The sequence below is a fragment of the Pseudomonas sp. BN515 genome (genome assembly GCF_029873155.1).
Classification (GTDB): Bacteria; Pseudomonadota; Gammaproteobacteria; order Pseudomonadales; family Pseudomonadaceae; genus Metapseudomonas.
The window spans coordinates 75,285-101,004 of the sequence record NZ_SSOH01000085.1 but is presented as its reverse complement, the minus strand read 5'-3'; the positions used below and the strand labels follow the sequence as shown (position 1 = coordinate 101,004).

The following is a 25,720-nucleotide window of genomic DNA, read 5'->3' as shown; positions in this document are numbered from 1 at the left end:
GTACTCGGGTCTGGTACCTGCGTTGGGGCTAGGCGAAATTACCTTGCACTCCGCCCTCAACCAGCCGCTGGACGCCGAGATCGAGCTGCTGGAGGTCGGTGACCTCAATGACAGCGAAATCAAGATCCGCCTCGCATCCGCTGATGATTTCGAGCGTGCCGGCGTCGACCGCTTTATCTTTCTCAACGACCTGCGCTTCAGCCCGGTGATCCGTGGCTCCGGCAGCCGCATCCGCGTGGCGTCCAGCAAGCCGGTCCGCGAGCCTTACCTGAATTTCATCGTCGAAGTCGCTCGCCCCAACGGTAAGCTGCTGCGCGAATACACCCTGCTGCTGGATCCACCCGGTTCGGCATTTACCGCAAGCGCCGCGCCGGTCAGCCCGGCTCACGAGACGTCGGTCGCAACCGCGAGCATTGCACCGGTACAACCCAAGCCGGCGCCTGCTGCGACCCAGGGTAATCACTACCAGGTTGTACGAGGTGACAGCCTCTGGCTGATTGCCAAGCGCTTGAGCGCCGGGAGTGGCATGAGCCAGCAGCAGATGCTGGATGGTATCTACGCTCTCAATCCCAAGGCTTTCCCGGGTGGGGACATCAACCGCCTCCATGTTGGGCAATCCCTGTTGTTGCCCGACGCCGCCGTCCAGGCCACTGCTCCAGCGGCACCTGTGGTCGCACAAGACCCAGCGCCGACGCCGGCTCCGGTTGTCGCAACGCCCGCTGGTCCGACCCTGGATGAGCTGACCCAGGCCCAGCAGCGGGTGGATTCCAGCATCGCCCAGGGTGAAGCCGAGCGCGCGGAGCTGCGGCAGCATATCGCCGAGCTCCAGACCAAGCTGGACGCCATGCAGCAGCAATTGAGCGGCAGTGACCAGGAAGTGACTGCGTTGCGCAACCAGATCCAGCAGATGGCCACTGCGCCGGTTGTCGAACCAGCGCAGGCCCAGCCTGTAGCCGCCGTTCCTGCGGTGATCCCCGCCGCCCAGGCTGCCGAACAGCGGGCTCCGGTACAGCAGGGCAACTCCGGCATCAGCCCGTTCTGGTGGGCGATCATGGTTTCCGGCCTGGTGTTGCTGTTCCTGCTCGATTGGGTGCTGCTGCGCCGCTCCCGTCGCGATGCCCAGGAACAGGAACTCGAAGAGGCCCAGACCACCGGCAAGGCCAAGGTGGCCTTGCAGCACCGCCACGAGGAGGTACGGCCCGCTGCCCCGGTCATGCCGAAACCGGCGCCTGTCGCTGCCGTAGTCCCGCTAAAGGTCGTCGCGACTCCCTCCATCAAGATTGCGTCCGATGCGCTGGAAGGCGCCAACATCTACATTGCCTACGGCCGCTGGCGTGAGGCCCTGGCTGTGCTGCAGCCGGCCGTTGACAAGGAGCCTCAGCGCCTCGACCTGCGTTTCCGTCTGCTGGAAGTGCTGGGTGAGCTGCGTGATCCGGTTGCCTTCACCCTTGAAGAAGCCGCCCTGCGCGAACTCCACGCTGACGAAGGGCGCCTTGCCGCCATCGTCGCCCGCTATACGGATATCGGTTCGGCAGCAGCGCCGGGCGAGCCTGTGTTCGTGCTGGACGAAACGAGCCCAGCCATGGCCGAGGTGAGCAACGAACCCATCGACGATCTGCAATCCGACTTCGACGGCTATCCGCTGGACGCTGACTGGGAACAGGTCAGTCCCTTCAAGACCGCCGAGCCCAAGCGCAAGGCCGCTGTGATCCAGGCCTTCCCGACGGTGGAGGACGACCTGGGCTTCCCCACCAATCTGCAGGAACTGCCGGAAGTCTTCGAACTGACCCTGGATGCCGACACCCTGAGCCCATTTGGCGACCTGCCGGAACTGCCCCAGGCCGAGAGCCTGGACGAGCTTACCGCGGAGTTCGTGGATCCGATGGTCAGCCTGGAAGAGCTGGACAAGCTGGATGCCCGCCAGGAGAACATCACCAAGCTCAACCTGGCTCTGGCCTATATCGAGCAAGGTAATATCGAGGCGGCCTGCAGCATCCTCAACGAAGTCATCAGTGACGGTGACGATGAGCAGAAACAGGAAGCGCGTGACCTCCTGGCGAAGATCGCCTGAAGCGTATCAAGCTCCATGAAAAAGCCCGGACCTGGTCCGGGCTTTTTCTTTTTTGGGCGCATGCAGTTGAACGGGTAGGAGCGAGCTTGCTCGCGAACAGTCCATGCAAAGCCTTCGCGAGCAAGCTCGCTCCTACAGCGTCCGTGACGGTGCAGGCTGAACCAGTCCCATCATCCGCTTGGCCGCCAGCACCAGCCAGCAGGCAAGAATGAACGGTGCGGTCATGGCGGGCAGGCCGATGGCGCCAAAGCCGGGCTGTAGGACCACGCCCAGGAGGACACCTGCCAGGGCGCACCAGGGACGGCGCAGGTCCTTGCCCAGGGCCAGGGCGATCAGCGCACCGTTGAGGCTGAACAGTCCACCCAGCACCGCTTGCATCGGCATGCCGTGGAGCAGCGCCAGGATCAGCGCGGTGGCCGAACCCAACAGTGCCCAGAGCGCCACCCTCCAGCCGGCCAGGAACAGCGCGGCCAGCACCAGGCCACCGGCGAAGGGCTGGTCAAGGAAGATCACCTGGCCGATGCCGCGCACCAGCGCCAGTGGCGTGTCGACCCAGCCGGGTTGCAGCGTAGCGGCGGCAGTGGGGGAGGGCGTCAGCTCCAGTGGCCCACCCAGGGCCAGCAACAGCCAGCCGAGACCGACGAAGGGCGAGGTGTAGGCCGGCAGCCAGTTGCGCTGGCGGACGGCTTTGAGCAGGGCGTTGAGCAGCAGGCTGGAAAGCCCGGCGGCGCAGAAGATCAGCAGCGCCAGGTAGAGCGAAGGCTCGAAACGGACGCTCAGCAGCAGGCCAAGCAGGACGCCGTTGTAGCCGTAGAGGCCGGCTTCGATATCTTCGGGGGCGTAGCGGCGGCGCACGGCGGTGAGCCAGGCGGTGGCACCGCCAAGCAGGGCGCCGCCCAGCAGGCTCGGGGCCCCCACAGCGATGGCGAGCAGGATCAGCGCACCGCAACCGGGGTGGCGCTGGAGGAATATCTGGCTGAAGCCGTTCAACTGGGCGGATGCCCAGCTACGGACTTCGGGTCGTAGTGGCAGTCGGTACATGGCAGCTTGAAAAAAAGGAGGCGCCCCGGTGAGAGGGCGCCCGCATAACTGGCAATGGCCAGATGGGATTTCTGTTGCCGCCCGGCATCGAGGCCGGTGCGGGGAGCGCGGGTTCTCTTTGGACCCCGTCGCTCCGGGCGTGTCACATCAATGCAGGGTTTCGATCCGCAGGCTGTTGGTGCTACCCGGCTGGCCGAACGGCACGCCGGCGGTGATCACCACGGTATCGCCACGCTTGGCCATACCCTGGGCCTGGGCAATCTCCAGCGCGGTGCTGGTGACTTCCTCGACCTTGTGCAGGCGTTCATTGACGACCGAATAGATACCCCAGGCCACAGTCAGGCGACGCGCGGTGTTGAGGTTCGGCGTCAGGCTGAGGATCGGTGCCTTCGGGCGCTCACGGGAGGCGCGCAGGCTGGAGCTCCCCGACTCGGTGTAGTTCACCAGTGCGGCTACCGGCAGGATGCTGCTGATGCGGCGGATTGCGCAGCTGATGGCATCTGACGAGGTGGCCTCGGCCTGCGGACGGCTGACGTCGAGCTGGCTCTGGAAGTCCGGGCCGTTTTCCACCTGACGGATGATTTTGCTCATCATCTGCACGGTTTCCAGCGGATAGTCGCCGGAAGCGGTTTCAGCGGACAGCATCACGGCGTCGGTGCCCTCGGCCACGGCGTTGGCAACGTCGGTCACCTCGGCGCGGGTCGGGGCAGGGGAGAAGCGCATGGATTCCAGCATCTGCGTGGCCACCACGACCGGACGGCCCAGTTGGCGGCAGGTGCGGATGATGTCCTTCTGGATGCGCGGCACATTCTCCGCCGGCACTTCGACGCCCAGGTCGCCACGGGCAACCATGATGGCGTCGCAGAGGCGGGCGATCTCTTCCAAATGCACCACGGCCGAGGGCTTCTCTATCTTGGCCATGAGGAAGGCGCGGCCCTTGATCAGCTCGCGGGCTTCGACGATATCTTCAGGGCGCTGCACGAACGACAGGGCGACCCAGTCCACGCCCAGGTCCAGGCCGAAATCCAGGTCACGGCGGTCCTTGGCGGTCAGCGGCGAGAGTTGCAGCACCGCTTCCGGCACGTTGACGCCCTTGCGGTCGGACAGTTCGCCGCCGGCAATCACGGTGGTTTCCACTGCATCGGCGTGGCTCGCAGTTACCTGCAGGCGCAGACGACCGTCGTCCAGCAGCAGGTTCATGCCCGGTTCCAGGGCCTCGATGATTTCCGGGTGCGGCAGGTTGACCCGGCGCGCATCGCCAGGGGTGTTGTCCAGGTCCAGGCGGAAGGCCTGGCCTCGCTCCAGGTTCACCTTGCCATCGGCAAAGCGGCCCACGCGCAGCTTCGGTCCCTGCAGGTCCATGAGGATGCCGATGGGGTAGTTGAGCTGGCGCTCCACTTCGCGCACCCACTGGTAGCGCTGGGCGTGATCGGCGTGTTCGCCATGGCTGAAGTTCAGGCGGAACAGGTTGACGCCGGCTTCCACCAGTTGGCGGATGTCGTCGATGCCTTTGATCGCCGGACCGAGGGTGGCGAGGATTTTTACTTTCTTGTCAGGCGTCATTTTTCAGGGCTCTCGAGGATCAGGATGGCGCGGAAGTCGTTCACGTTGGTACGGGTCGGTTCGGTGACGATCAGGTCGCCGAGGGCGGCGAAATACCCGTATCCGTTGTTGTTGTCCAGCTCATCGCTGGAAGAAAGCCCCTGCTTGATCGCACGGCTGTAGCTGCAGGGGGTCATGATGGCGCCGGCGTTGTCTTCCGAACCGTCGATGCCGTCGGTGTCGCCGGCCAGTGCGTAAACGCCCGGCAGGCCCTTCAGGGTGTTGGTCAGGCTCAGCAGGAACTCTGCGTTACGCCCGCCACGGCCTTCGCCACGCACGGTCACGGTGGTTTCGCCGCCGGAGAGGATCACGCACGGCGCCTTGATCGGCTGGCCATGCAGGATCACCTGGCGGGCGATGCCGGCGTGGACCTTGGCCACCTCGCGGGATTCGCCTTCGAGGTCGCCGAGGATCAGCGGGGTGAGGCCGGCGGCGCGGACTTTCTCGGCGGCGGCATCGAGGGACTGCTGCGGGGTGGCGATGAGCTGGAAATGGCTGCGGGAAAGGCAGGGATCACCCGGCTTGACGGTTTCCGAACGAGGGTCCTGCAGCCAGGCACGTACATGTGCGGGCACCTCGATCTCGTAGCGGGCGAGGATGGCCAGTGCTTCGGCGGAGGTGGTCGGGTCGGCCACGGTCGGGCCGGAGGCGATCACGGTGGCCTCGTCGCCGGGCACGTCGGAGATCGCATAGGTGTAGACGGTGGCGGGCCAGCAGGCCTTGGCCAGGCGGCCGCCCTTGATCGCCGAGAGGTGCTTGCGCACGCAGTTCATCTCGGAGATGGACGCGCCGGATTTCAGCAGCGCCTTGTTGATCGCCTGCTTGTCCTTGAGGGTCAGGCCTTCGGCAGGCAGGGCGAGCAGGGAGGAGCCGCCACCGGAGAGCAGGAAGATCACCCGGTCGGATTCGTTCAGGCCGCTCACCAGCTTGAGCACGCGCTGGGCGGTTTCCAGGCCGGCGGCATCGGGCACGGGATGTGCGGCCTCGACCACTTCGATCTTCTTGCAGTCGGCGCCGTGGTCATAGCGGGTCACCACCAGGCCGGAGATCTCACCCTGCCATTCGCGTTCGATTACTTCAGCCATGGCGGCGGCAGCCTTGCCGGCGCCAATGACGATGACGCGGCCGGAGCGGTCGGCGGGCAGGTGGTCAGCCAGTACCTGGCGTGGGTGGGCGGCGGCGATGGCGGTGGCGAACAGGTCGCGCAGGAAGGCTTTGGGATCGAGGGACATGGCAGGCTCCAGGTGGCCGAATGCTTCTTGTGGGGCGGCATGCCGGCGAGTGGAATCGCCGGGCGTTCAAGGCCGATTTCAGTCCCGAACCGCCGCACGCAGCGGCTCGGGACTGGAATCGACCTTCCTGGTCGTTGGCGCCGTGTCACCTCGGACCAGGAGGGTCGAAAGGGATCGTAGGACGGGGGGAGCGGGCGCTGGCCATCGCGGGAGCTGCCGGCTCGATGGGCAGCGACTTGCTCAACCCGTCCTACGAAACATTACTCCTCGCGAATCGAGAAGTTGGCCATGTGCTCCAGGCCCTTGATCAGGCCGGAGTGGTCCCAGTTGCTGCCGCCGAGCGCCGCGCAGGTGCTGAACACTTGCTGGGCATTGGCGGTGTTCGGCAGGTTCAGGCCCAGTTCGCGGGCGCCGGACAGTGCCAGGTTCAGGTCCTTCTGGTGCAGGCTGATGCGGAAGCCCGGGTCGAAGGTGCCCTTGATCATACGCTCGCCGTGGACTTCAAGGATCTTGGAGCCGGCGAAGCCACCCATCAGGGCCTCACGTACCTTGGCCGGATCGGCGCCGTTCTTGGCGGCGAACAGCAGGGCTTCGGCAACGGCCTGGATGTTCAGGGCAACGATGATCTGGTTGGCTACCTTGGCGGTCTGGCCGTCACCGTTTGCACCCACGCGGGTGATGTTCTTGCCCATGGCCTGGAACAGCGGCAGCGCGCGTTCGAAGGCGTTCGGGCAGCCACCGACCATGATGCTCAGGGTCGCAGCCTTGGCACCTACTTCACCACCGGATACCGGGGCGTCCAGGTAGGCAGCGCCGGTCGCCTTGATCTTCTCGGCGAAGACCTTGGTGGCGGTGGGGGAGATGGAGCTCATGTCGATCACGACTTTGCCGGCACCAACGCCTTCGGCAATGCCGTCCTTGCGGAACAGGACGTCGTCGACCTGGGGGGTGTCCGGAACCATGACGATGATGAACTCGGCTTCCTGGGCAACCTCTTTCGGGTTGGCCAGGGCGACGCCGTTCTCGCCCAGCAGGTCGGCCGGAGCCTTGTCGAAGTGTTCGGAGAAGAACAGGGTGTGGCCGGCTTTCTGCAGGTTCTGAGCCATGGGCTTGCCCATGATGCCGGTGCCGATGAATCCGATCTTGGCCATGTTGAATACCTCGTTCTTAGATGGCGTTATGGGTTTTCAGCCAGCCCAGGCCGGCAGCGGTGGTGGTTGCCGGCTTGTATTCACAGCCGATCCAGCCCTGGTAGCCGATACGGTCCAGGTGCGCGAAGAGGAAGCGGTAGTTGATCTCGCCAGTGCCCGGCTCGTTGCGGCCCGGGTTGTCGGCAAGCTGCACATGGTTGATCGCGGCGAGGTTGGACTCGACGGTGCGCGCCAGGTCTCCTTCCATGATTTGCATGTGGTAGATGTCGTACTGCAGGAACAGGTTGGCGCTGCCCACTTTTTCGCGGATGGCCAGGGCCTGCTTGGTGTTGTTCAGGTAGAAGCCGGGGATGTCGCGGGTGTTGATGGCTTCCATCACCAGCTTGATGCCGGCGGCCTGGAGCTTCTCGGCGGCGAACTTGAGGTTCTCCACGAAGGTGCTCTCGATGGTCGCGCAGTCGTAACCCTGCGGGCGGATGCCGGCCAGGCAGTTGATCTGGGTATTGCCCAGTACCTTGGCGTAGGCGATGGCCTTGTCCACACCGGCGCGGAACTCTTCCACGCGGTCCGGGTGGCAGGCGATGCCACGCTCACCCTTGCCCCAGTCACCGGCCGGCAGGTTGAACAGCACCTGCTCCAGCTTGTTGGCGTCCAGGCGTGCGCGGATTTCCTCTACGGGAAAGTCGTAGGGGAAGAGGTATTCGACACCACTGAAGCCGGCTTCGGCGGCAGCGGCGAAACGGTCCAGGAAGTCCACTTCGGTGAACAGCATGGACAGGTTGGCAGCAAAACGGGGCATGAGTGTCTCCTTCTGATTCCCCTCTCCCGCGAACGGGAGAGGGGAGGTGAAAGCCCCTCTCCCACCACGAATAGGAGAGGGGAGACGGCAATCAATCCAGCAGCGAGATGGCGGTCGGAGCGTCGGCGCCAGACTGGGCCAGTTCCTCGAACTCGTTGATGGCGTTGATCTCGGTACCCATGGAGATGTTGGTGACACGCTCCAGGATGACCTCGACCACAACCGGTACGCGGAACTCTTCCATCAGCTGCTTGGCCTTGGCGAAGGCGGCTTGCAGGTCGTTGGCGTCATGCACGCGGATCGCCTTGCAGCCCAGGCCCTCGACCACTGCGACGTGGTCCACGCCGTAGCCGTTGAGTTCCGGTGCGTTGACGTTCTCGAAGGACAGCTGCACGCAGTAGTCGATTTCGAAGCCGCGCTGTGCCTGACGGATCAGACCCAGGTAGGAGTTGTTCACCAGTACGTGGATGTAGGGCAGGTTGAACTGCGCACCCACGGCCAGCTCTTCGATCATGAACTGGAAGTCATAGTCGCCGGACAGTGCAACGACCGGACGGGTCGGGTCGGCCTTGACCACGCCGAGCGCTGCCGGAACGGTCCAGCCCAGCGGGCCCGCCTGGCCACAGTTGATCCAGTGGCGCGGCTTGTAGACGTGCAGGAACTGGGCGCCAGCGATCTGCGACAGACCGATGGTGCTGACGTAGCAGGTGTCCTTGCCGAAGAACTCGTTCATCTCTTCGTATACGCGCTGCGGCTTGACCGGCACGTTGTCGAAGTGGGTCTTGCGCTGCATGGTGCGCTTGCGCTCGCGGCAGGATTCGACCCAGGCGCTGCGGTCTTTCAGCTTGCCTGCAGCTTTCCACTCGCGGGCGACTTCCAGGAACGCGTCCAGGGCGGAACCGGCGTCGGAAACGATGCCCAGGTCCGGGGTGAATACGCGGCCGATCTGGGTGGGTTCGATGTCCACGTGAATGAAGCGGCGGCCCTGGGTGTAGACGTCAACGGAACCGGTGTGGCGGTTGGCCCAGCGGTTGCCGATACCGAACACCAGGTCGGACTCCAGCACGGTGGCGTTGCCGTAGCGGTGCGAGGTCTGCAGACCGCACATGCCAGCCATCAGCGGGTGGTCATCGGGGATGGTGCCCCAGCCCATCAGGGTCGGGATGACCGGTACGCCGGTCAGCTCAGCGAATTCAACCAGCTTGGCGGAAGCGTCGGCATTGATGATGCCGCCACCGGCGACGAGCAGCGGGCGCTCGGCGTCGTTCAGCATGGCCAGCGCCTTCTCGGCCTGGATGCGGCTGGCGGACGGCTTCACTACCTGCAGCGGCTGGTAGGCGTCGATGTCGAATTCGATCTCGGCCATCTGCACGTCGAACGGCAGGTCGATCAGCACGGGACCCGGACGGCCGCTGCGCATTTCATAGAAGGCCTTCTGGAAGGCGTAGGGCACCTGGCCCGGTTCCAGAACGGTGGTTGCCCACTTGGTGACGGGCTTGACGATGCTGGTGATATCGACGGCCTGGAAGTCTTCCTTGTGCAGGCGGGCACGCGGAGCCTGGCCGGTGATGCAGAGGATCGGGATGGAGTCGGCGGATGCCGAGTACAGGCCGGTGACCATGTCGGTGCCGGCGGGGCCGGAGGTGCCGATGCAGACGCCGATGTTGCCTGCGTTGGTGCGGGTGTAACCCTCAGCCATGTGCGAGGCGCCTTCGACGTGACGGGCCAGTACATGGTCAATGCCGCCGATCTTGTTCAGGGCTGCGTACAGCGGGTTGATGGCGGCGCCGGGGATGCCGAACGCGGTGTCGATGCCTTCGCGACGCATCACCAGGACGGCAGCCTCGATTGCTCTCATTTTGGCCATGTTTTGTGCCTCTTTCTTGTGAAAATTGTATACAAGCTACGTGGCTGGATTCTATTCATCGTCTGACTGAAGGGTCAAGGCCATTTGTGAGGCTAAAGGTCGCAGGGTGTCGACTCTTTTAAAACGCCTGTTTCACGGGGCTCTCCAGCGATAGTCAGAACGCTGACGGAAATACTGTATACAAAAAATAATGTGATTGTATCTATCTGTTGATTTTTTTGTGTTCGGTGGGATAGTGAGCTACAGCTTTCGGATGCGTCGCAGGACGGGCTGGAAAACGCCCGCGTGGATTCAGGAATGCGCCAGCCCTGGCCCAGACGACGCCGCACAAGGTTCAACCACTCACGAGGAACGCTTGAAAATGACCACCCTGACCCTGGAAACCGCTGTGAGCATTTCCAACCATGCCCTGACCGTTGGTCGCGAGCTGCGCACGGCACCGCTGACCATCGCCGTGCTGGATGCCGGCGGCCACCTGATCACCCTGCAGCGCCAGGACGGCGCCAGCATGCTTCGTCCGCAGATCGCCATCGGCAAGGCGTGGGGCGCCGTGGCCCTGGGCAAGGGGTCGCGCCTGATCGCTGCCGACGCGCAGCAGCGTCCGGCCTTCATCGGTGCGGTGAACAACCTGGCCGACGGCAACCTGGTCCCGGCACCGGGCGGTGTGCTGATCCGTGATGGTCAGGGAGTCGTGATCGGCGCCATTGGCATTAGCGGCGATACGTCCGATATCGACGAGCAGTGCGCAGTCAGCGCGGTAGAAGCGGCCGGCCTGAAGGCGGACGCTGGCGCGGCCTGACGCCTGATAGGGGCTGCTGCGCAGCCCTTAGCGAATGAATTCGCCCCCACAGGGTGGTGTCGATTGGCGCCAGTTCTGTGGGGGCGAAGTTTTCTGGACTCCCGCTATCGCGAATGAATTCGCTCCCACAGGATTCAATCAGTTGCTGGAAGGGGCTGCACTTCTGTAGGGGCAAATTCACTTGCCAAGCAGCCCGAAGGGGGGGCTAGGGGGCGCGGTTACGGTGGGAGCGAATTTATTCGCGAAAGCAACCCGCAGGGTTGCCTTCATCGGTGTCAGGTCTCAAGCACTCTTCGCCGAAACCTTTTCTTCCACTTCGCAGCCCTTGATCACCAGACGGATGATGGTTTCCGCGGCGGCGTCGTAGTCGGCCTCGCTGAGGCTGGGCTTGCCGGTGACGGTGGAAATCTGCCAGTCGAAATCAGCGTAGGTCTGGGTTGCGGCCCAGATGCTGAAGAGCAGGTGATGGGGGTCGACCTTGGCCATCAGGCCCTGATCGATCCAGCCCTGGATGCACTCGATGTTGTGCTTGGCTTGCAGGTTGAGGTGCTCGGTCTGTTCCTGCGAGAGGTGTGGGGCGCCGTGCATGATCTCGCTGGCGAACACCTTGGAGGCGTAGGGCAGGTCACGGGAGATGCGGATCTTCGAGCGGATATAGGCCGTGAGCACTTCATGGGGGTGGCCGGCCTGATTGAAGGGCGCGGACGCCTGCAGCAGAGGCTCGACGATGCTCTCGAGGACCTCGCGGTAGAGGTTCTCTTTCGACTTGAAGTAGTAGTAGACGTTGGGCTTGGGCAGGCCGGCCTTGGCCGCGATGTCGCTCGTCTTGGTGGCGGCGAACCCTTTTTCGGCGAATTCCTCGCTGGCCGCGCGCAGGATGAGGTCTCTGTTGCGCTCGCGAATGCTACTCACATCGGCTCCTTGTCTGACTCGCCCGGGCGCCAGAAAGGCCGGCCGGCGAGAGGTCGGGCATGTTATCACCCGCTTTGCAGGGCTCTCAAGCGAGCCACTGGATGAATTTCCTGTATACAAAAAGTTTTGATTCTGTTTCCATTCGGCATCCGTCCATGTCATCGGAGTCCTGTCCGGTGCGTGTTGCGGCAGACGTCACCCATGCAAGACAACCACTTGCTCGATCCCTTCGGGCGTCGAATTTCCTACCTGCGCCTCTCGGTCACTGACCGCTGCGACTTCCGTTGCACCTACTGCATGAGCGAAGACATGGTCTTCGCACCCCGGGCGCAGATCCTCAGTCTTGAAGAACTCTACGCAGTCGCTGATGCCTTCATCGGCCTGGGTGTGAAGCGCATCCGCATCACTGGCGGTGAGCCGTTGGTACGCAAGGGACTGAACTCGCTGCTGACGCGTCTGGGCGCCCGCCAGGAGTTGGAAGACCTGGCCATCACCAGCAACGGTTCCCAGCTCGGTCACATGGCCGCCGACCTGCGCAAGGCCGGGGTCACCCGTCTGAACATCAGCCTCGATTCCCTGCAACGCGAGCGTTTCGCCGCATTCACCCGTCGCGATCGTCTCGACCAGGTGCTGGCCGGCATCGACGCCGCGCGTGCTGCCGGATTTCGTCGGATCAAGCTGAACACCGTGGTACAGAAAGGCCGCAACGATGACGAAGTTCAGGACCTCGTCGCCTTCGCGGTGGACCGTGGGCTGGATATCAGCTTCATCGAGGAAATGCCCCTCGGCAGCGTCTCCAGCCACGAGCGCAAGGTCACCCTCTGCACCTCGGAAGAAGTGCGCGAGCGAGTGGAACAGCGTTTCCAGCTACTGCCCAGCAGCTACCGCACGGGAGGGCCGTCGCGCTACTACCAGGTGGTTGGCAGTGAGACCCAGGTCGGCTTCATCTCGCCTCATAGCCGCAACTTCTGCGGCGACTGCAACCGTGTGCGCGTCACCGCCGAAGGCAAGCTGGTGCTCTGCCTCGGCCATGAAGGTGCGCTGGACCTCAAGGCGCTGATCCGTCGTCACCCCGGCGATGGCGAGCGACTCCGTGCGGCGCTGATCGATGCCCTCAGGCTGAAGCCCGAGCGGCACCATTTCGAAGCGGATTCCCAGGTCCAGGTGGTGCGCTTCATGAGCATGACCGGCGGCTGACCGCCCTCGTAATCCGAATTCCAAGCAGTACATACGCTTTTGCGTAGGGTGCGCCGTGCGCACCAATAACTTCCTGTCCGCCCACCGGTGCGCACGGCGCACCCTACAAGGAGCCCTGTATGGCCAAGACACTCTTGATCAAGAACGCCGACCTGCTGGTGACCATGGATGGCCAGCGCCGGGAGATCCGGCAGGGCGGGATGTTCATCGAGGACAACCGCATCGTGCAGGTCGGACCGACCAGCGAGCTGCCGCAGAGTGCCGACGAAGTGCTGGATATGAAGGGCAAGATCGTCATTCCCGGCCTGGTCAACACCCACCACCACATGTACCAGAGCCTTACCCGCGTGGTGCCTGCGGCCCAGGATGGCGAGCTGTTCAACTGGCTCACCAACCTGTACCCGATCTGGGCGCGCCTGACTCCGGAGATGATCGGCGTTTCAACCCAGACCGCGATGGCCGAGTTGATCCTTTCCGGCTGCACCACCTCCAGCGACCACCTCTACATCTACCCCAATGGCTGCAAGCTGGATGACAGCATCCACGCCGCTGGTGAGATCGGCATGCGCTTCCATGCCGCTCGCGGCAGCATGAGCGTCGGCCGCAGCCAGGGCGGTCTGCCGCCGGACTCCGTGGTGGAGAAGGAAGCCGACATCCTCAAGGAATCCCAGCGCCTGATCGAGGATTACCACGACGCCTCCCACGGCTCGATGCTGCGGGTGGTGGTAGCACCGTGCTCGCCGTTCTCGGTGAGCCGCGACCTGATGCGCGAAGCCGCGGTACTGGCCCGTCAATACGGGGTTTCCCTGCACACGCACCTGGCCGAGAACGTCAACGACATCGCCTACAGCCGCGAGAAATTCGGCATGACGCCGGCCGAATATGCCGAAGACCTGGGCTGGGTCGGCCACGACGTCTGGCACGCCCACTGCGTGCAGCTGGACGAACACGGCATCGAGCTGTTCGCCCGTACCGGCACCGGCGTTGCCCATTGCCCCTGCTCGAACATGCGCCTGGCTTCCGGCATCGCCCCGGTACGCCGCATGCGCGACGCCGGCGTGCCGGTAGGCCTGGGTGTGGACGGCTCCGCCTCCAACGACGGTGCCAGCATGATTGGCGAGGTGCGCCAGGCATTGCTGCTGCAGCGTGTGGGCTTCGGTCCGGATGCCATGACGGCTCGCGAGGCCCTGGAAATCGCCACCCTGGGCGGAGCCAAGGTACTCAACCGCGACGACATCGGAGCCCTGGCACCGGGCATGGCTGCGGACTTCGTGGCCTTCGAACTCAATCACGTCGCCTATGCCGGCGCCCTGCATGACCCGCTGGCAGCGCTGGTGTTCTGCACCCCGACCCACGTTTCCACCAGCGTGATCAACGGCAAGGTAGTGGTGCGCGATGGCCATCTGGTCACCGTGGATCTGCCGCGCGTGTTGGAGCGCCACAACCAACTGGCGCGTCAACTGGTGTCCGGCGAGTAACTCGCCACCGGGAGCGGGGTGATCCCGCTCCTGTCTATCCCGCCCAAGAAGAACAAGGAGGATGTCATGAAACCTCGGGTTTTCGGCTGGCTGGCTGCCGGCCTTCTGTCCGCCAATGGTGCCCTGGCGCAGACCTATGTGATCGGTGTGGAGAAGCAGGCATTCCAGCCTCATTACTGGGTAAGCGACCAGGGGGAATATCAGGGCTTCGCCCGCGATCTGCTGGACCTGTTCGCCCGTGACGCCGGTCTGGATATCCAGTACCAGACGTTGCCGGTCAATCAGCTCACGCAGCATTTGCTCAACGGCAGCATCGACTTCAAGTACCCGGACAATCCCAACTGGGCGGGCGACCTGAAGGGCGGCAAGGACATTACCTATAGCCTGCCGGTAGTGGATTACGTAGACGGGGTGTTGGTAGCGCCCAAGCGGCAGGGGCAGGGCGTTGACAGCCTGGCCAGGCTGGCGGTGGTGGACGGCTGGACGCCCTGGAGTTACCAGGAGCGCATCGATGCCGGCCAGACCGAGGTGGTCCGCAGCGCCGACCTCGGCCAGATGATCAAGCAGGCGATGAAGCAGCAAGCTGACGGCGCCTACTACAACGTGGTGGTCGCTACTTACTACCTCGACAACATCCGTGCCCGCCCCGGTGCGCTGGTGTTCGATCCGAAGCTCCCGCATACCCGCGGCACATTCAATCTCTCCAGCCTCAAACACCCGGAGCTGATCGCACGCTTCGACCGTTTCCTCGCCGAGCATCGCCAGGAGGTGGAAGCACTCAAGGCGCGCTACCAGGTCGAGGCCAACCTGGACTCCGAATACCTCGGGATGGAGCAGTGGAAGGTCGACTTCCTCAAGCGCCAGAAGGAGAAGGCCAAGCCCTGACCTGCATCGTCTACGAGCCCGTGCCAGAGCCGTTAGGCCGTAATCAGGCGAAGATCCAATCTACTGTTTGTACACAATTATGAAAGAAATTGTTGTTTGTGATGTTCACAGCGTGTATATAATTCGGAAAACCTGACCGCCAGATCAGCTTTTCTGATGAGTAACTACATGGGGTGTTCATCGCCACCCTGTAAGCCCACGACCGACAAAAACAATAGGCAGGCTTTACCCATGAGTTCATCCGACACCTTCGGGGTTCGCTCCGAACTCCGCCACGGCCGGCAAGGCCGTCGACGGCCGAGGCACCGCCTCATTGCCTTTCACCCGTTCCTATCCATGTGCACATCCGGTATCGCCACTGTGACGATGCCTGCAGCAGGTCTGCCCGGACGTTCCGACCAGCCGCTGAACGATGCATGTGCAGAACAATTCGTCTTCCTGGCCTCGGTGAACGAGGTTCAGCAGAACCCCCTGGATGCAGCCGAACAGCGCAACGCTGAAGACAGCCCGTCCGGTATCGCCCGCCACTGCAGCCTCGGCCTCACCGGCTGACGCTGGCGCGCGTAACTCCCTCCAATCCCGAACCCGCCTGCAGCCTGCCCTGATCAAGGGCGGGTCTCGGGCGGGTGCGGGGTGGAAAAACTGAAGCCCACTACCACTACAACAAGGGAAAAACCATGAATGCCAAGTATCTGCCGCACTGCCTCGCCCTCACGACCGGATTGCTCGGAGGCGGCCAGGCCATCGCCGGTGACCTGCTGTTCTGGCAGAACAACAGCCTGACCTATCTCTACGGCCAGAACTTCAAGGTCAATCCGGAGATCCAGCAGACCGTGACCTTCGAGCACGCGGATGGTTGGAAGTACGGCGATAACTTCTTCTTCGTGGACAAGATCTTCTACAACGGTGACAAGGACGCGCAGGTCGGTGACAACACCTACTACGGCGAATTCCAGCCACGCCTGTCCCTCGGCAAGATCTTCGACCAGAAGATCCAGTTCGGTCCGGTGACCGACGTGCTGCTGGCCATGACCTACGAGTTCGGTGAAGGCGACGTCGAGTCCTACCTGATCGGCCCGGGCTTCGACCTGGCCGTTCCCGGCTTCGACTACTTCCAGGTCAACTTCTACAACCGCCAGACCGACGGCAGCCGTCCGGGCGACGACGTGTGGCAGATCACTCCGGTGTGGAGCTACACCATTCCGGTGGGCAACTCCGACATCCTGATCGACGGCTTCATGGACTGGGTGGTGGACAACGACGAGAACGATCGCGGCACCTACCACGCCAACCTGCACTTCAACCCGCAGGTGAAGTACGACCTGGGCAAGGCCATGGGTTGGGGCGAGAAGCAGCTCTACGTTGGTTTCGAGTACGACTACTGGAAGGACAAGTACGGTATCGACAGCGAGAGCTTCCTGGGTGACGAGATCCTCGATGGTACCGACCAGAACACCGCCAGCCTGCTGGTCAAGGTGCACTTCTGATCCATCGGGAAAAAAGACCGGGGGAAGGCGCACCACGCCTTCCCCTCGGTTAAAAGGGGAGGAGAGCCATCCATGGCACCAGCTGGTCGCTGCGGTTTGGGAGCGAATTCATTCGCGATGCGGGCTTGCGGATTTCCCGGTGTACCAGACCGGGCGCCGCTGCACGGCCACTGGCGAATCAATTCGCCCTCACGGCGACTGGCCTCCCTCCGGGTCGCAAAGGGGATTGAACGCCTTTCGGCGGGACTCGGTTCAGAAGGTGAATTCCAGGTTCACCGTCGGCGTCGAGGTGCGGCTGCCACGGCCGCCGTCGACGCCGAACTTGTTGTGCCAGTACTCATAGCCGACACCGAGCCACAGGTTTGGCTTGCGCTTGGCGCCGGGCATTGCGGCGACCATCAAGGAAGTTCGCATCAGGGTTTCCGGCGCGGTGTCCTTGTCGAAGTAGTCCTCGCCCTTTTCCCCCACGTAGTTGACGAAGCCCTGGAACTTGGCGTCGCGATCGCCCAGCTGGAAGGGTTTCAGCCAGGTCAGGTTGACCATGTAGGTTGCGTCGAAGGTGTGGTCCGGGTGCTTGGCGCTGGGGATACCCGAGTGGTTCTTCTCGCGGTAGTACATCAGGCTCAGGTCGAGCACGGCTGCACCGTTGAACTTGAGTGTCGGGCCGAAAACCACGGCGCGCTTCTTGGCCGAGGCCAGGTTGTTGTTGCGGTTGGCGTCGAAGCCGAGGGTGAAGGCGTAGTCCTTGATCAGGCCTGTGCCCAGGGGCTGGTCGAATACCCGCGAGGCGAACAACTGGTGCCTGTAGACCGCGTAGACCTCGCTACCGCCATGGTCGGTACCCTTGCGCGGGTCACGGCTGTCGGAGAGGAATACGTCCAGGTTGAAGAAGTTGCTGCCGTACCGGTAGCCGTCTGCGTGGGTGAAGCTGTAGATCCGCTTGGCAAACTTGTCCGGATTGTTCGGGTTGGTGAACTGCTGGCCGTAACGGAAGCCGACGCTGTTGCTCGTCCACTCGAAGAACTTGCCGTTTTCAGCGGCAAAGCTGGTCGGGGTGGTGGCGATCAGGACGGCGCCAAGCGCCAGGGCGGGATAGCGAAGCATTCAGTGACTCCTTCTTGTTGTTGTACTGCCGAAATCGTGGGTGAACGCCTCCTGAACGGCCTTGCGCAGATGCGGGCCGGTACCAGGAAAGTGTTTAAAAGAGCCCGCCGGGTAGACGGGCTGTGGAGTTCCATCCGCGCCTGATGGGCTCGGACGGATGGGAGCAAATAGGGTTAGTGGGCGGCGCAGTGCCGGCTGCGCTCCTTCTCGCCCAGGATGTTGAACAGCAGGTTCAGGGTGAGGGCGCTGACAGTGGCCATGGCGATGCCGCTATGGGTGATCGGCTCCATCCAGTGGGGCAGCTGGGCGAAAAGTTCGGGGCGAACCACCGGCGCCATGCCCATTCCCATGCTGACGGCTACCAGCAACTGATTACGACGGTCGCTGATGTCCGCTTCGTGGAGGATCTTGATGCCGGTGGCGGCCACCATGCCGAACATCGCCAGACCTGCGCCACCGAGCACTGCCGGCGGAATCGAAGCGACCAGGAAGGCGGCTTTGGGCAGCAGGCTCAGACCGATCAGGAAGCCACCTGCGGCGACCGTCACATAGCGGCTGCGGACACCGGTCATCTGTACCAGCCCGATGTTCTGGGCGAAGGACGAATGGGTGAAGGTGTTGAAGAAGCCCGCCAGGAAGGAGGCGCCCGCATCGCACATCAAGCCGCGGCGCAGTGCGTTGGGACAGACTTCGCGACCGGTGATCTTGCCCAGAGCAAGGAACATGCCGGTGGACTCGACGAAGATGATCACCACCACCAGACACATCGACAGCACCGAGGCCAGCTCGAACTTCGGCATGCCGAAGTGAAGAGGCTCCACCACCTGGAACCAGGGGGTCTCGTCCAGTCCGTTGAGGTCGACCATTCCGCAGGCGCCGGCCAGGGCGTAACCCAGGGCCATGCCGATCAGTACCGAGACGTTCACCCAGAAACCCTTGAGGAAGCGGTTCACCAGCAGGATGGTGCCCAGTACCAGGGCGGCGATGGACAGGTATTCCAGGGCACCGAAGTGGCTGGCCTGGCTACCACCGCCGGCCCAGTTGACCGCAACCGGGAAGAGGGTGAGGCCGATGGAGGTGATCACGGTACCGGTCACCAGCGGCGGGAAGAAGCGCACGATGCGCGACATGAAGGGGGCGAGCAGCAGGCCGAAGAAGCCGGCGGCGATGGTGGCGCCGAATATGCCCTGGATACCGACGCCAGGCATTCCGGCCATCACCACCATGCTGCCCACAGCGGCGAAGCTCGCGCCCATCATCACCGGCATGCGGATGCCTACCGGACCGATGCCGATGGACTGGATGATGGTGGCGATACCGGCGACCAGCAGGTCGGCGTTGATCAGGAAGGCGATTTCTTCTCGGGACAGACCGGCGGCCTGGCCGACGATCAGGGGTACGGCAACGGCGCCACCGTACATCAGCAGGACATGCTGGAAACCGACAAGCAGCAATTGCATCAGGGGCAGGCGCTGGTCAGCGGGCGAAAGGGCGATTTCTCGCTGTGTCGTTGGGGTCATGCAACACCTCGGGCGCTTTTGTTCTTGTAAGTCGCTTGGCAATGCCGCACCTCGTGGGTGCGGCTTGCCGGGTATTCATGTTGCTGGCCGGGTGGGTGGCACCCGGCGGGGGACTGCGGGTACTACTGGAAGAAAAAGAAGCCCGCCTGGGGGCAGGCTTTAAAGCAGGCGGTGCTTGGGGTCACCGCCTGCCGTGGTCATTGGGGGAGCCGATGTTGCAGGTCCCCTTGATGCTCACTTGGTCTTGGCGCCTTGGGCGATCCAACGGCCAATCAGGTCACGCTCTTCCTGGGTCATCTGGGTGATGTTGCCCAGCGGCATGATCTGGCTGGCGACTGCCTGGGCCTGGATCTTCGGTGCGAGCATCTGGATCTGCTGCGGGGTGTCGAACATCACGCCGCCCGGAGCCGAGGTGAACATCGGACTGGTGGGCTTGGCGGAATGGCAGACGGCGCAGCGCTCCTGGATCACGCTGTGGACCTTGCCGAAGTCAGTGCCGGTGGCGCTGGCCTGGGCCGGGGCGGCGGATTCAGCCGGTGCGGCAGCCTGGGGCTTGCTCTCGCTGGCCGGAGCAGCTGCGCTGCTGGCGGCGGGAGCGGCTTGCTCCTGGTGGGCGGGCTCCACGGCAACGCTCGGTTCGGCGGCCTTGTAGTTCGGCGCGGTGACGAACGCCAGGCAGATCATGCCCAGGGCGCCGGCCGGCAGGGTCCAGGCGAACTTGTTGCTGTCGTGGCGGGTGTTGAAGTAGTGGCGCACCAGTACCGCGATCACCGCGATCCCGGCCAGGATCAGCCAGTTGTACTGGCTGCCGTAGGTGCTCGGGAAGTGGTTGCTGATCATGATGAACAGCACCGGCAGGGTGAAGTAGTTGTTGTGGCGCGAACGCAGCAGGCCCTTGGCCGGCAGGACCGGGTCCGGGGTGCGGTTCTCTTCGATGGCCTTAACCAGCGCGCGCTGGGCCGGCATGATGATGCGGAACACGTTGCCGACCATGATGGTGCCGATCAGGGCGCCGACATGGATATAGGAACCACGGCCGCTGAACACATGGGTGAAGCCCCAGGCAGCGCCGATCACCAGCACGAACAGGACGAGGCCGAGCAGGGCAGGGGTCTTGCCCAGCGGCGAGTCGCAGAGGAAGTCATAGATGAACCAGCCTGCGATCAGCGAGCCGATGCCGATGGCGACGGCGGCAGCCGGAGCGATGTCCACGCCGGGTGCGATCAGGTACAGGGTCGGGTTCATGTAGAACACCACGGTCAGCAGGGCGACGCCCGACAACCAGGTGAAATAGGCTTCCCATTTGAACCAGTGCAGGTTGTCCGGCATTTTCGGCGGAGCGAGCTTGTATTTCTCCAGGTGGTAGATGCCACCACCGTGGATGGCCCAGAGGTCACCCGACAGACCGTCGCGCGGGTTGGCGCGGTTCAGGTTGTTCTCCAGCCAGACGAAATAGAAGGATGCGCCGATCCAGGCGATACCGGTGATCATGTGAACCCAGCGAATGCTCAGGTTCAGCCATTCGGTCAGATGTGCTTCCACAGTTGTTACCTCTTTCCCGCCGACCGGCACGCCGATCGTTGGGCTTCTCTTATTAGTGGTGGGGGTCGAGGAGCAGTTGCTCGTCCTCAGTGAAGTAATGCTCGTCGCAGTTGTTGCCAGAACCACTGCGATCAACCACCAGGAAGTCATCCCGCTTTTCGATCGTCAGCACCGGGTGGTGCCAGACGCCGCGATGGTAATTAACGCCCTGCCTGCCATTGGAGAGGAAGGCACGGACCAAACCCGGTACAGGTACATCGCCAATTGGCGCGACCACGACCAGAAAGGAGTTGCCGAGCAGCGGAATGAAAGCCTGGCTGCCCTGCGGATGTCGTTCCAGCATGCGGATGCGCAGCGGCATCTCAAGAGATTCGGCGCTGAAGATGCTGATGATCGCCTTGTCCTCGGGCTGGGCGGTCTCGACCGTGGCCAGCTTGTGATAACGGCGGGTGGAGCCGTTGTTGATCATGAAGTACTCGCTGCCGTCGGTTTCGATCACATCTCCGAAGGGGGCGAAGGCTTCTTTGGTCAGGGGCTCGATCTTCAGGGTTCGCATGGCTGTTCTACTTGTTCGTTGCTGGTTCCCATCCCGCGAGGGGGAGGGGCCGGTGGGGAGGGCGGTATTTCCATCCTCCCCCGTGGCTCTCCTGTGTGGCGGAGAGCCGATGGGCGGGCCGTGGCCCACCCGGTCCTGAATAGGGGCGGTGCGACTGCGGCTTACATTTGCTGCAGGCGGAACAGCGCGATCTTGTTGATCTCGGCCAGCGCCCTGGAGAACTCGGCTTCAGGGGAGTTGTGGATCCGCTCCTCGAAGGCCGCCAGGATCTGGTGCCGGTTGCTGCCTTTCACCGCCATGATGAAAGGAAACCCGAACTTGGCCTTGTAGGCGTCGTTCAGCTCGGTGAAGCGTGCGAACTCTTCAGCCGTGCATTCGTGAATGCCGGCACCGGCTTGTTCGCTGGTGCTGGCTTCGGTCAGCTCGCCACGGACGGCTGCCTTGCCGGCCAGGTCCGGGTGAGCGTTGATCAGCGCCAGCTGGGCTTCATGGCTGGCACTGAGCAACAGGTCGGCCATGCGTTGGTGCAGGCCGTCGATTTCGTTGACGCGGTCGTCCTGGCCCAGGTCGAAGGCCTTCTCGGCAACCCAGGGCGAGTGTTCGTAGATGTCGGCGAACGCTTCGACGAAGGCTTCGCGGGACAGGGTGGACGGAGTCAGGGTCTGGAAGCGGCTCATTCGGCTTGCTCTTTGAACGGGTGGGTGGCGTGCCAGTGGCGGGCGATGTCGGCGCGGCGAGCGAACCAGACTTGATCAAAGCCTTTAACGTACTCGATGAAGCGCGCCAGGGAAGCGAGGCGAGCGGGGCGGCCCAGCAGGCGGCAGTGCATGCCGATGGACAGCATCTTCGGCGCGCCGGCGGCACCTTCGGCGTAGAGCACGTCGAAGGCGTCCTTGAGGTATTCGAAGAAGTCGTCGCCCTTGTTGAAGCCCTGCACCTGGGTGAAACGCATGTCGTTGGTGTCCAGGGTGTAGGGGATGACCAGGTGCGGCTTCTCAGCGGTGCTGGCCGGGTCCCAGTAGGGCAGGTCGTCGTCGTAGGTGTCGGAGTCGTAGAGGAAGCCGCCTTCCTCCATCACCAGGCGACGGGTGTTCGGGCCGGTACGGCCGGTGTACCAGCCCACCGGACGCTCGCCGGTCAGTTCGGTGAGGATGCGGATGGCTTCGAGCATGTGCTCGCGCTCCTGGGCCTCGTCCATGTACTGGTAGTCGATCCAGCGGTAGCCGTGGCTGCAGATCTCGTGACCGGCTTCGACCATGGCGCGGATCGCGTCCGGGTGGCGCTGGGCGGCCATGGCGACGGCGAAGATAGTCAGGGGGATGTCGTGCTGCTTGAACAGATTCAGCAGGCGCCAGACACCAGCACGGCTGCCGTACTCGTAGAGGGATTCCATGCTCATGTTGCGCACGCCCTGCAGCGGCTGGGCGGCCACCATCTCGGACAGGAAGGCTTCGGATTCCTTGTCACCATGGAGCACATTGCGCTCGCCGCCTTCCTCGTAATTGAGGACAAAGGACAGGGCGATGCGGGACTCACCCGGCCAGTGCGGGTGGGGAGGATTGTTGCCGTAACCGATCAGGTCGCGTGGGTACTCGGCGCTCACTGCAGTCTTCCTTCTTGTCTGTTGGGCGATCAGCGACAGCCTGGAAAGTGGTGCGCGACCGGGGATGGGGTGATTGTATACAAACTGTCATGCGTTTTGTAAATCAAATCTTTGTCTGATTCGATAGTCTGCGTTCGGTCAACGAACCTGCCCATCTGGTCAGGTCTGCATGGCATAAGCCCCGAGGGCTGGCCGATGCATGCAAATCCTGATGGGGCCAGTCATCGCAAAGGCTTGGCGGGATATGGTGCTGAGATTGTGTACAATTTTTTGTGTTTATGTCTTACATTTCATCGGCCGCATGTTATTCTGCGCCTCGTACCGGGGCTTCGACCCCACTCACACACCGATATGAACAAGCAGAGGAGGTGTGGCGTTCCTGCCTTGGCCGCGTAATGGCCTGGTAGACGCCCAGCGAGCAATGGGACGTTTGACTACGCATGTACTGGATGCCGCCCACGGCTGCCCTGGCCGTGATATCAAGATCGAGCTCTATCGCGTAGAAGGCGCGGGCCTGGAGCTGGTCGCCACCGCCACCACCAACGACGACGGCCGTTGCGATGCGCCCGTACTGCAGGGTGCCGACTACCAGAGCGGCGTCTACCAGATCCACTTCCATGCCGGCGATTACTACCGCGCCCGTGGCGTGAAGCTCGCCGAACCCGCTTTCCTCGATGTGGTTGTGCTGCGCTTCGGCATCTCCGCCGAGCAGGATCACTACCACGTGCCGCTGCTGATCTCCCCCTACAGCTATTCCACCTATCGCGGCAGCTAGTTTCCGAATACTCGTTACCCTCGACTCACTGGAGTCTTTACGGCCCGTCCACACTGCGGGCCTTTTTTTCGCCTGTAGAAAAGTGGCGGGCCGAAAAGCCTGGCGCAACGCCAGGCGGAAGCGCTTCGCGCGCAGCAGCACAACGGATCAGCTCATGCCGAGCCAGTTCGGCAGGACCAGGGAAATCCAGGGCACATAAGTGACCAGGAAGAGGAAGGCCAACAGGATCATCAACCAGGGCATGGCTGCGCGTATGGTGGCGGTGACGGGCATTCCGCTAATCGCCGAGGTGACGAACAGGTTGAGCCCGACCGGCGGCGTCACCAGGCCGATTTCCATGTTCACCACCATGATGATGCCCAGGTGGATCGGGTCGATACCCAGCCTGATCGCGATTGGGAAGAGAATGGGCGCCAGGATCAGGATGATCGCTGATGGCTCCATGAACGCTCCTGCCACCAGCAGCACCAGATTCACCATCAGCAGGAACATCATTGGCGACAGGCCTGCGTCTATCACCCAGGCGGTGATCTGCTGCGGCAGTTGCTCGGTCGTCAGCACATGGGCGAAGAGCATGGCGTTGGCGATGATGAACATCAGCATGATCGAGAGCTTGCCGGACTCCAGCAGCACCTTGGGCGTCTCGCGCAGCTTCATGTCCTTGTAGACGAACAGCGCGATGAAGGCTGCGTAGACAGCTGCTACTGCCGCGGCCTCGGTGGGTGTGAACATCCCGGCATAGATGCCGCCCAGGATGATCAGCATCAGCAGCAGCCCCCAGAGCGCCTTGCGCCCGGCGTTCAGCCATTCGTGCAGGCTCGCGCGGGGCAAGGCGGGCAGGTTCTTGCGGATGGCGACTATGTAGATCGCAATCATCAGCGTGGTGCCGAGCATGATGCCTGGCACCACACCGGCAACGAACAGCTTGCCGACTGAGGTTTCGGTGGCGGCGGCATAGACCACCATGACGATCGACGGCGGGATCAGTATGCCCAGCGTGCCGGCGTTGCAGATGATGCCGGCACCAAAGGCCGGTGGGTATCCCGAACGCACCATGCCGGCGATGGCGATGGAACCCACCGCTGCAACGGTGGCTGGCGAAGACCCGGAAAGCGCGGCAAACAGCATGCAGGCCAATACCGCGGCTATCGCCAGACCGCCGCGAATGTGGCCGACGCAGGCATTGGCGAAGTCGATCAGGCGCCGCGCGACACCACCGGATGTCATGAAGGCTCCCGCCAGGAGGAAGAATGGAATCGCCAGCAGGGTGTAGTGCTCGGACGTCTCGAACAGCTTGATGGCCAGGGAGCGCACGGAGTCCGGACTGAACAGGATGATGGTCAGTGCACCGGACAGACCCAGCGAGATCGCTATGGGAACGCCGATGAAGAGCAGCAGAAACAGCAGGAAAAAGAGGAAGAGGATGGTCATGGCCGTTCATCCTCAGGCGCACGTCTGTCGTGCTCGGCCAATCTGAGGGCTTCGGCGGTCTCGTCGGCGAGGTTCAGGCCTATCTGGCGGCGCCGCAGGATTCGCACGAAGATCCCCGCATAGCGGAGGAACACGAGTGTGAAGCCCAGCGGAACGATCAGGCCGATGTGCCATTGCTGGAGGCCGTAGTGGCCCAGGTCCTCCGCCCCTATGCCGGCGACGATCAGCGTCTGCATCCACTCGTAGCTGGCGCCGGCCATCAATCCGGCATAACCCAGGCAGCAGCCGCAGGCAATGATGCCGAGGACTCGCTGCGCAGGGCGGGGGGTTAGCCGGACCAGGGTGTCCACGCCTATGTGCCCCGCGACGCGCACGCCGTAGGCGAGTCCGAAGAATATCAGCCAGGCGAACAAGGCTTTAGTGAGCGCGGTGCTCCAGGTCATGGCCTGGGCTGCACCCATGATGCTGTCGCCGATAGCGAAGAGGGGGGCACTGGCGCTCGGCCAGCGATCTGCAAGGTCGTAAAAGACCGTGTAGAGGTTATTGACGACGACGTAGGCGAACGTCACCAGGGTCATCGCGGCAAGGAGGAACGCGATGAAGCCTTCCTCGAAATGATTCCAGGCATGCCGCAGGGCGTTCATGGGGGCACCTCCCGATGGCCGATG

The 25,720-nt window shown here is 63.1% G+C and carries 23 protein-coding genes; 8 read left to right on the top strand and 15 right to left on the bottom strand.

Annotated elements, in window-relative coordinates; all coding sequences use genetic code 11:
- The first annotated feature begins 43 nt into the window (after positions 1–43).
- Complete coding sequence (locus E8E91_RS24090; protein ID WP_348532232.1) at positions 44–2,071, top strand: FimV/HubP family polar landmark protein; 2,028 nt, start codon at positions 44–46, stop codon at positions 2,069–2,071.
- A 132-nt stretch (positions 2,072–2,203) separates the two neighbouring features.
- On the opposite strand, the gene E8E91_RS24085 is transcribed toward E8E91_RS24090, so the two are convergent.
- The 6 genes from E8E91_RS24085 to gcl form a co-directional block, all read right to left on the bottom strand.
- Positions 2,204–3,112, bottom strand: coding sequence for an urea transporter (locus tag E8E91_RS24085; RefSeq protein ID WP_280379415.1), 909 nt, complete (start codon positions 3,110–3,112; stop codon positions 2,204–2,206).
- A 147-nt stretch (positions 3,113–3,259) separates the two neighbouring features.
- Complete coding sequence (pyk, locus tag E8E91_RS24080; RefSeq protein WP_280364147.1) at positions 3,260–4,675, bottom strand: pyruvate kinase; 1,416 nt, start codon at positions 4,673–4,675, stop codon at positions 3,260–3,262.
- Entirely contained in the window at positions 4,672–5,946 is a 1,275-nt protein-coding gene (locus tag E8E91_RS24075) for a glycerate kinase (protein WP_280379414.1), read from the bottom strand. The genes pyk and E8E91_RS24075 overlap by 4 nt, the downstream gene beginning before the upstream one ends.
- Positions 5,947–6,206: 260 nt before the next feature.
- A complete protein-coding gene (locus E8E91_RS24070; protein ID WP_280364143.1) occupies positions 6,207–7,097 on the bottom strand; it encodes a 2-hydroxy-3-oxopropionate reductase in 891 nt (296 codons plus the stop codon).
- A 16-nt stretch (positions 7,098–7,113) separates the two neighbouring features.
- Positions 7,114–7,896, bottom strand: coding sequence for a hydroxypyruvate isomerase (gene hyi, locus E8E91_RS24065; protein WP_179057783.1), 783 nt, complete (start codon positions 7,894–7,896; stop codon positions 7,114–7,116).
- A gap of 91 nt (positions 7,897–7,987) precedes the next feature.
- Positions 7,988–9,763: a glyoxylate carboligase gene (gene gcl, locus E8E91_RS24060; protein ID WP_280379412.1), complete on the bottom strand. Its 1,776-nt coding sequence runs from the start codon at positions 9,761–9,763 to the stop codon at positions 7,988–7,990.
- A 361-nt stretch (positions 9,764–10,124) separates the two neighbouring features.
- Here gcl and E8E91_RS24055 point away from each other — a divergent pair, with 361 nt between their 5' ends.
- A complete protein-coding gene (locus E8E91_RS24055) occupies positions 10,125–10,562 on the top strand; it encodes a heme-binding protein (RefSeq protein WP_280379410.1) in 438 nt (145 codons plus the stop codon).
- 282 nt (positions 10,563–10,844) lie between these two features.
- Here E8E91_RS24055 and E8E91_RS24050 read toward each other — a convergent pair whose 3' ends face one another.
- Positions 10,845–11,474 carry a TetR/AcrR family transcriptional regulator gene (locus E8E91_RS24050; RefSeq protein WP_280364139.1) on the bottom strand — a complete coding sequence of 210 codons (630 nt, stop codon included), beginning with the start codon at positions 11,472–11,474 and terminating at the stop codon, positions 10,845–10,847.
- Positions 11,475–11,675: 201 nt separating this feature from the next.
- Here E8E91_RS24050 and moaA point away from each other — a divergent pair, with 201 nt between their 5' ends.
- From moaA to E8E91_RS24025, 5 genes are all read left to right on the top strand, one after another.
- Positions 11,676–12,671 carry a GTP 3',8-cyclase MoaA gene (gene moaA, locus E8E91_RS24045; protein WP_280379408.1) on the top strand — a complete coding sequence of 332 codons (996 nt, stop codon included), beginning with the start codon at positions 11,676–11,678 and terminating at the stop codon, positions 12,669–12,671.
- Between the two features lie 119 nt (positions 12,672–12,790).
- The gene (locus E8E91_RS24040; protein ID WP_280379406.1) at positions 12,791–14,149 is read left to right on the top strand and encodes an 8-oxoguanine deaminase; all 1,359 of its coding nucleotides are present in this window, start codon (positions 12,791–12,793) and stop codon (positions 14,147–14,149) included.
- Between the two features lie 66 nt (positions 14,150–14,215).
- Positions 14,216–15,034: a transporter substrate-binding domain-containing protein gene (locus E8E91_RS24035; protein ID WP_280379404.1), complete on the top strand. Its 819-nt coding sequence runs from the start codon at positions 14,216–14,218 to the stop codon at positions 15,032–15,034.
- Between the two features lie 366 nt (positions 15,035–15,400).
- A complete protein-coding gene (locus E8E91_RS24030; RefSeq protein WP_280379402.1) occupies positions 15,401–15,586 on the top strand; it encodes a hypothetical protein in 186 nt (61 codons plus the stop codon).
- A 125-nt stretch (positions 15,587–15,711) separates the two neighbouring features.
- A complete protein-coding gene (locus E8E91_RS24025; RefSeq protein ID WP_280379400.1) occupies positions 15,712–16,521 on the top strand; it encodes an outer membrane protein OmpK in 810 nt (269 codons plus the stop codon).
- A gap of 252 nt (positions 16,522–16,773) precedes the next feature.
- Here the strand turns inward: E8E91_RS24025 and E8E91_RS24020 are convergent, their stop codons facing one another.
- The 6 genes from E8E91_RS24020 to puuE form a co-directional block, all read right to left on the bottom strand.
- Positions 16,774–17,625: a nucleoside-binding protein gene (locus E8E91_RS24020; RefSeq protein WP_280379399.1), complete on the bottom strand. Its 852-nt coding sequence runs from the start codon at positions 17,623–17,625 to the stop codon at positions 16,774–16,776.
- A gap of 173 nt (positions 17,626–17,798) precedes the next feature.
- Positions 17,799–19,145: a nucleobase:cation symporter-2 family protein gene (locus E8E91_RS24015; protein WP_280379397.1), complete on the bottom strand. Its 1,347-nt coding sequence runs from the start codon at positions 19,143–19,145 to the stop codon at positions 17,799–17,801.
- A gap of 234 nt (positions 19,146–19,379) precedes the next feature.
- The gene (locus tag E8E91_RS24010) at positions 19,380–20,687 is read right to left on the bottom strand and encodes a urate hydroxylase PuuD (RefSeq protein ID WP_280379395.1); all 1,308 of its coding nucleotides are present in this window, start codon (positions 20,685–20,687) and stop codon (positions 19,380–19,382) included.
- A gap of 52 nt (positions 20,688–20,739) precedes the next feature.
- On the bottom strand, positions 20,740–21,243 hold the full coding sequence (locus E8E91_RS24005; protein ID WP_280379393.1) for an ureidoglycolate lyase: 504 nt from the start codon (positions 21,241–21,243) through the stop codon (positions 20,740–20,742).
- 161 nt (positions 21,244–21,404) lie between these two features.
- The gene (gene uraD / locus E8E91_RS24000) at positions 21,405–21,920 is read right to left on the bottom strand and encodes a 2-oxo-4-hydroxy-4-carboxy-5-ureidoimidazoline decarboxylase (protein WP_280379391.1); all 516 of its coding nucleotides are present in this window, start codon (positions 21,918–21,920) and stop codon (positions 21,405–21,407) included.
- Complete coding sequence (puuE, locus tag E8E91_RS23995; protein WP_280379390.1) at positions 21,917–22,846, bottom strand: allantoinase PuuE; 930 nt, start codon at positions 22,844–22,846, stop codon at positions 21,917–21,919. The genes uraD and puuE overlap by 4 nt, the downstream gene beginning before the upstream one ends.
- 421 nt (positions 22,847–23,267) lie before the next feature.
- Between puuE and uraH the strand changes: the two genes are divergently transcribed.
- Complete coding sequence (gene uraH, locus E8E91_RS23990) at positions 23,268–23,621, top strand: hydroxyisourate hydrolase (protein ID WP_151135306.1); 354 nt, start codon at positions 23,268–23,270, stop codon at positions 23,619–23,621.
- 147 nt (positions 23,622–23,768) lie between these two features.
- On the opposite strand, the gene dctM is transcribed toward uraH, so the two are convergent.
- Both dctM and E8E91_RS23980 read right to left on the bottom strand, forming a co-directional pair.
- Entirely contained in the window at positions 23,769–25,052 is a 1,284-nt protein-coding gene (gene dctM / locus E8E91_RS23985; protein ID WP_280379388.1) for a C4-dicarboxylate TRAP transporter large permease protein DctM, read from the bottom strand.
- Entirely contained in the window at positions 25,049–25,696 is a 648-nt protein-coding gene (locus tag E8E91_RS23980; protein WP_280379387.1) for a TRAP transporter small permease, read from the bottom strand. Before E8E91_RS23980 ends, dctM begins: the two co-directional genes overlap by 4 nt.
- Between the last annotated feature and the right edge of the window lie 24 nt (positions 25,697–25,720).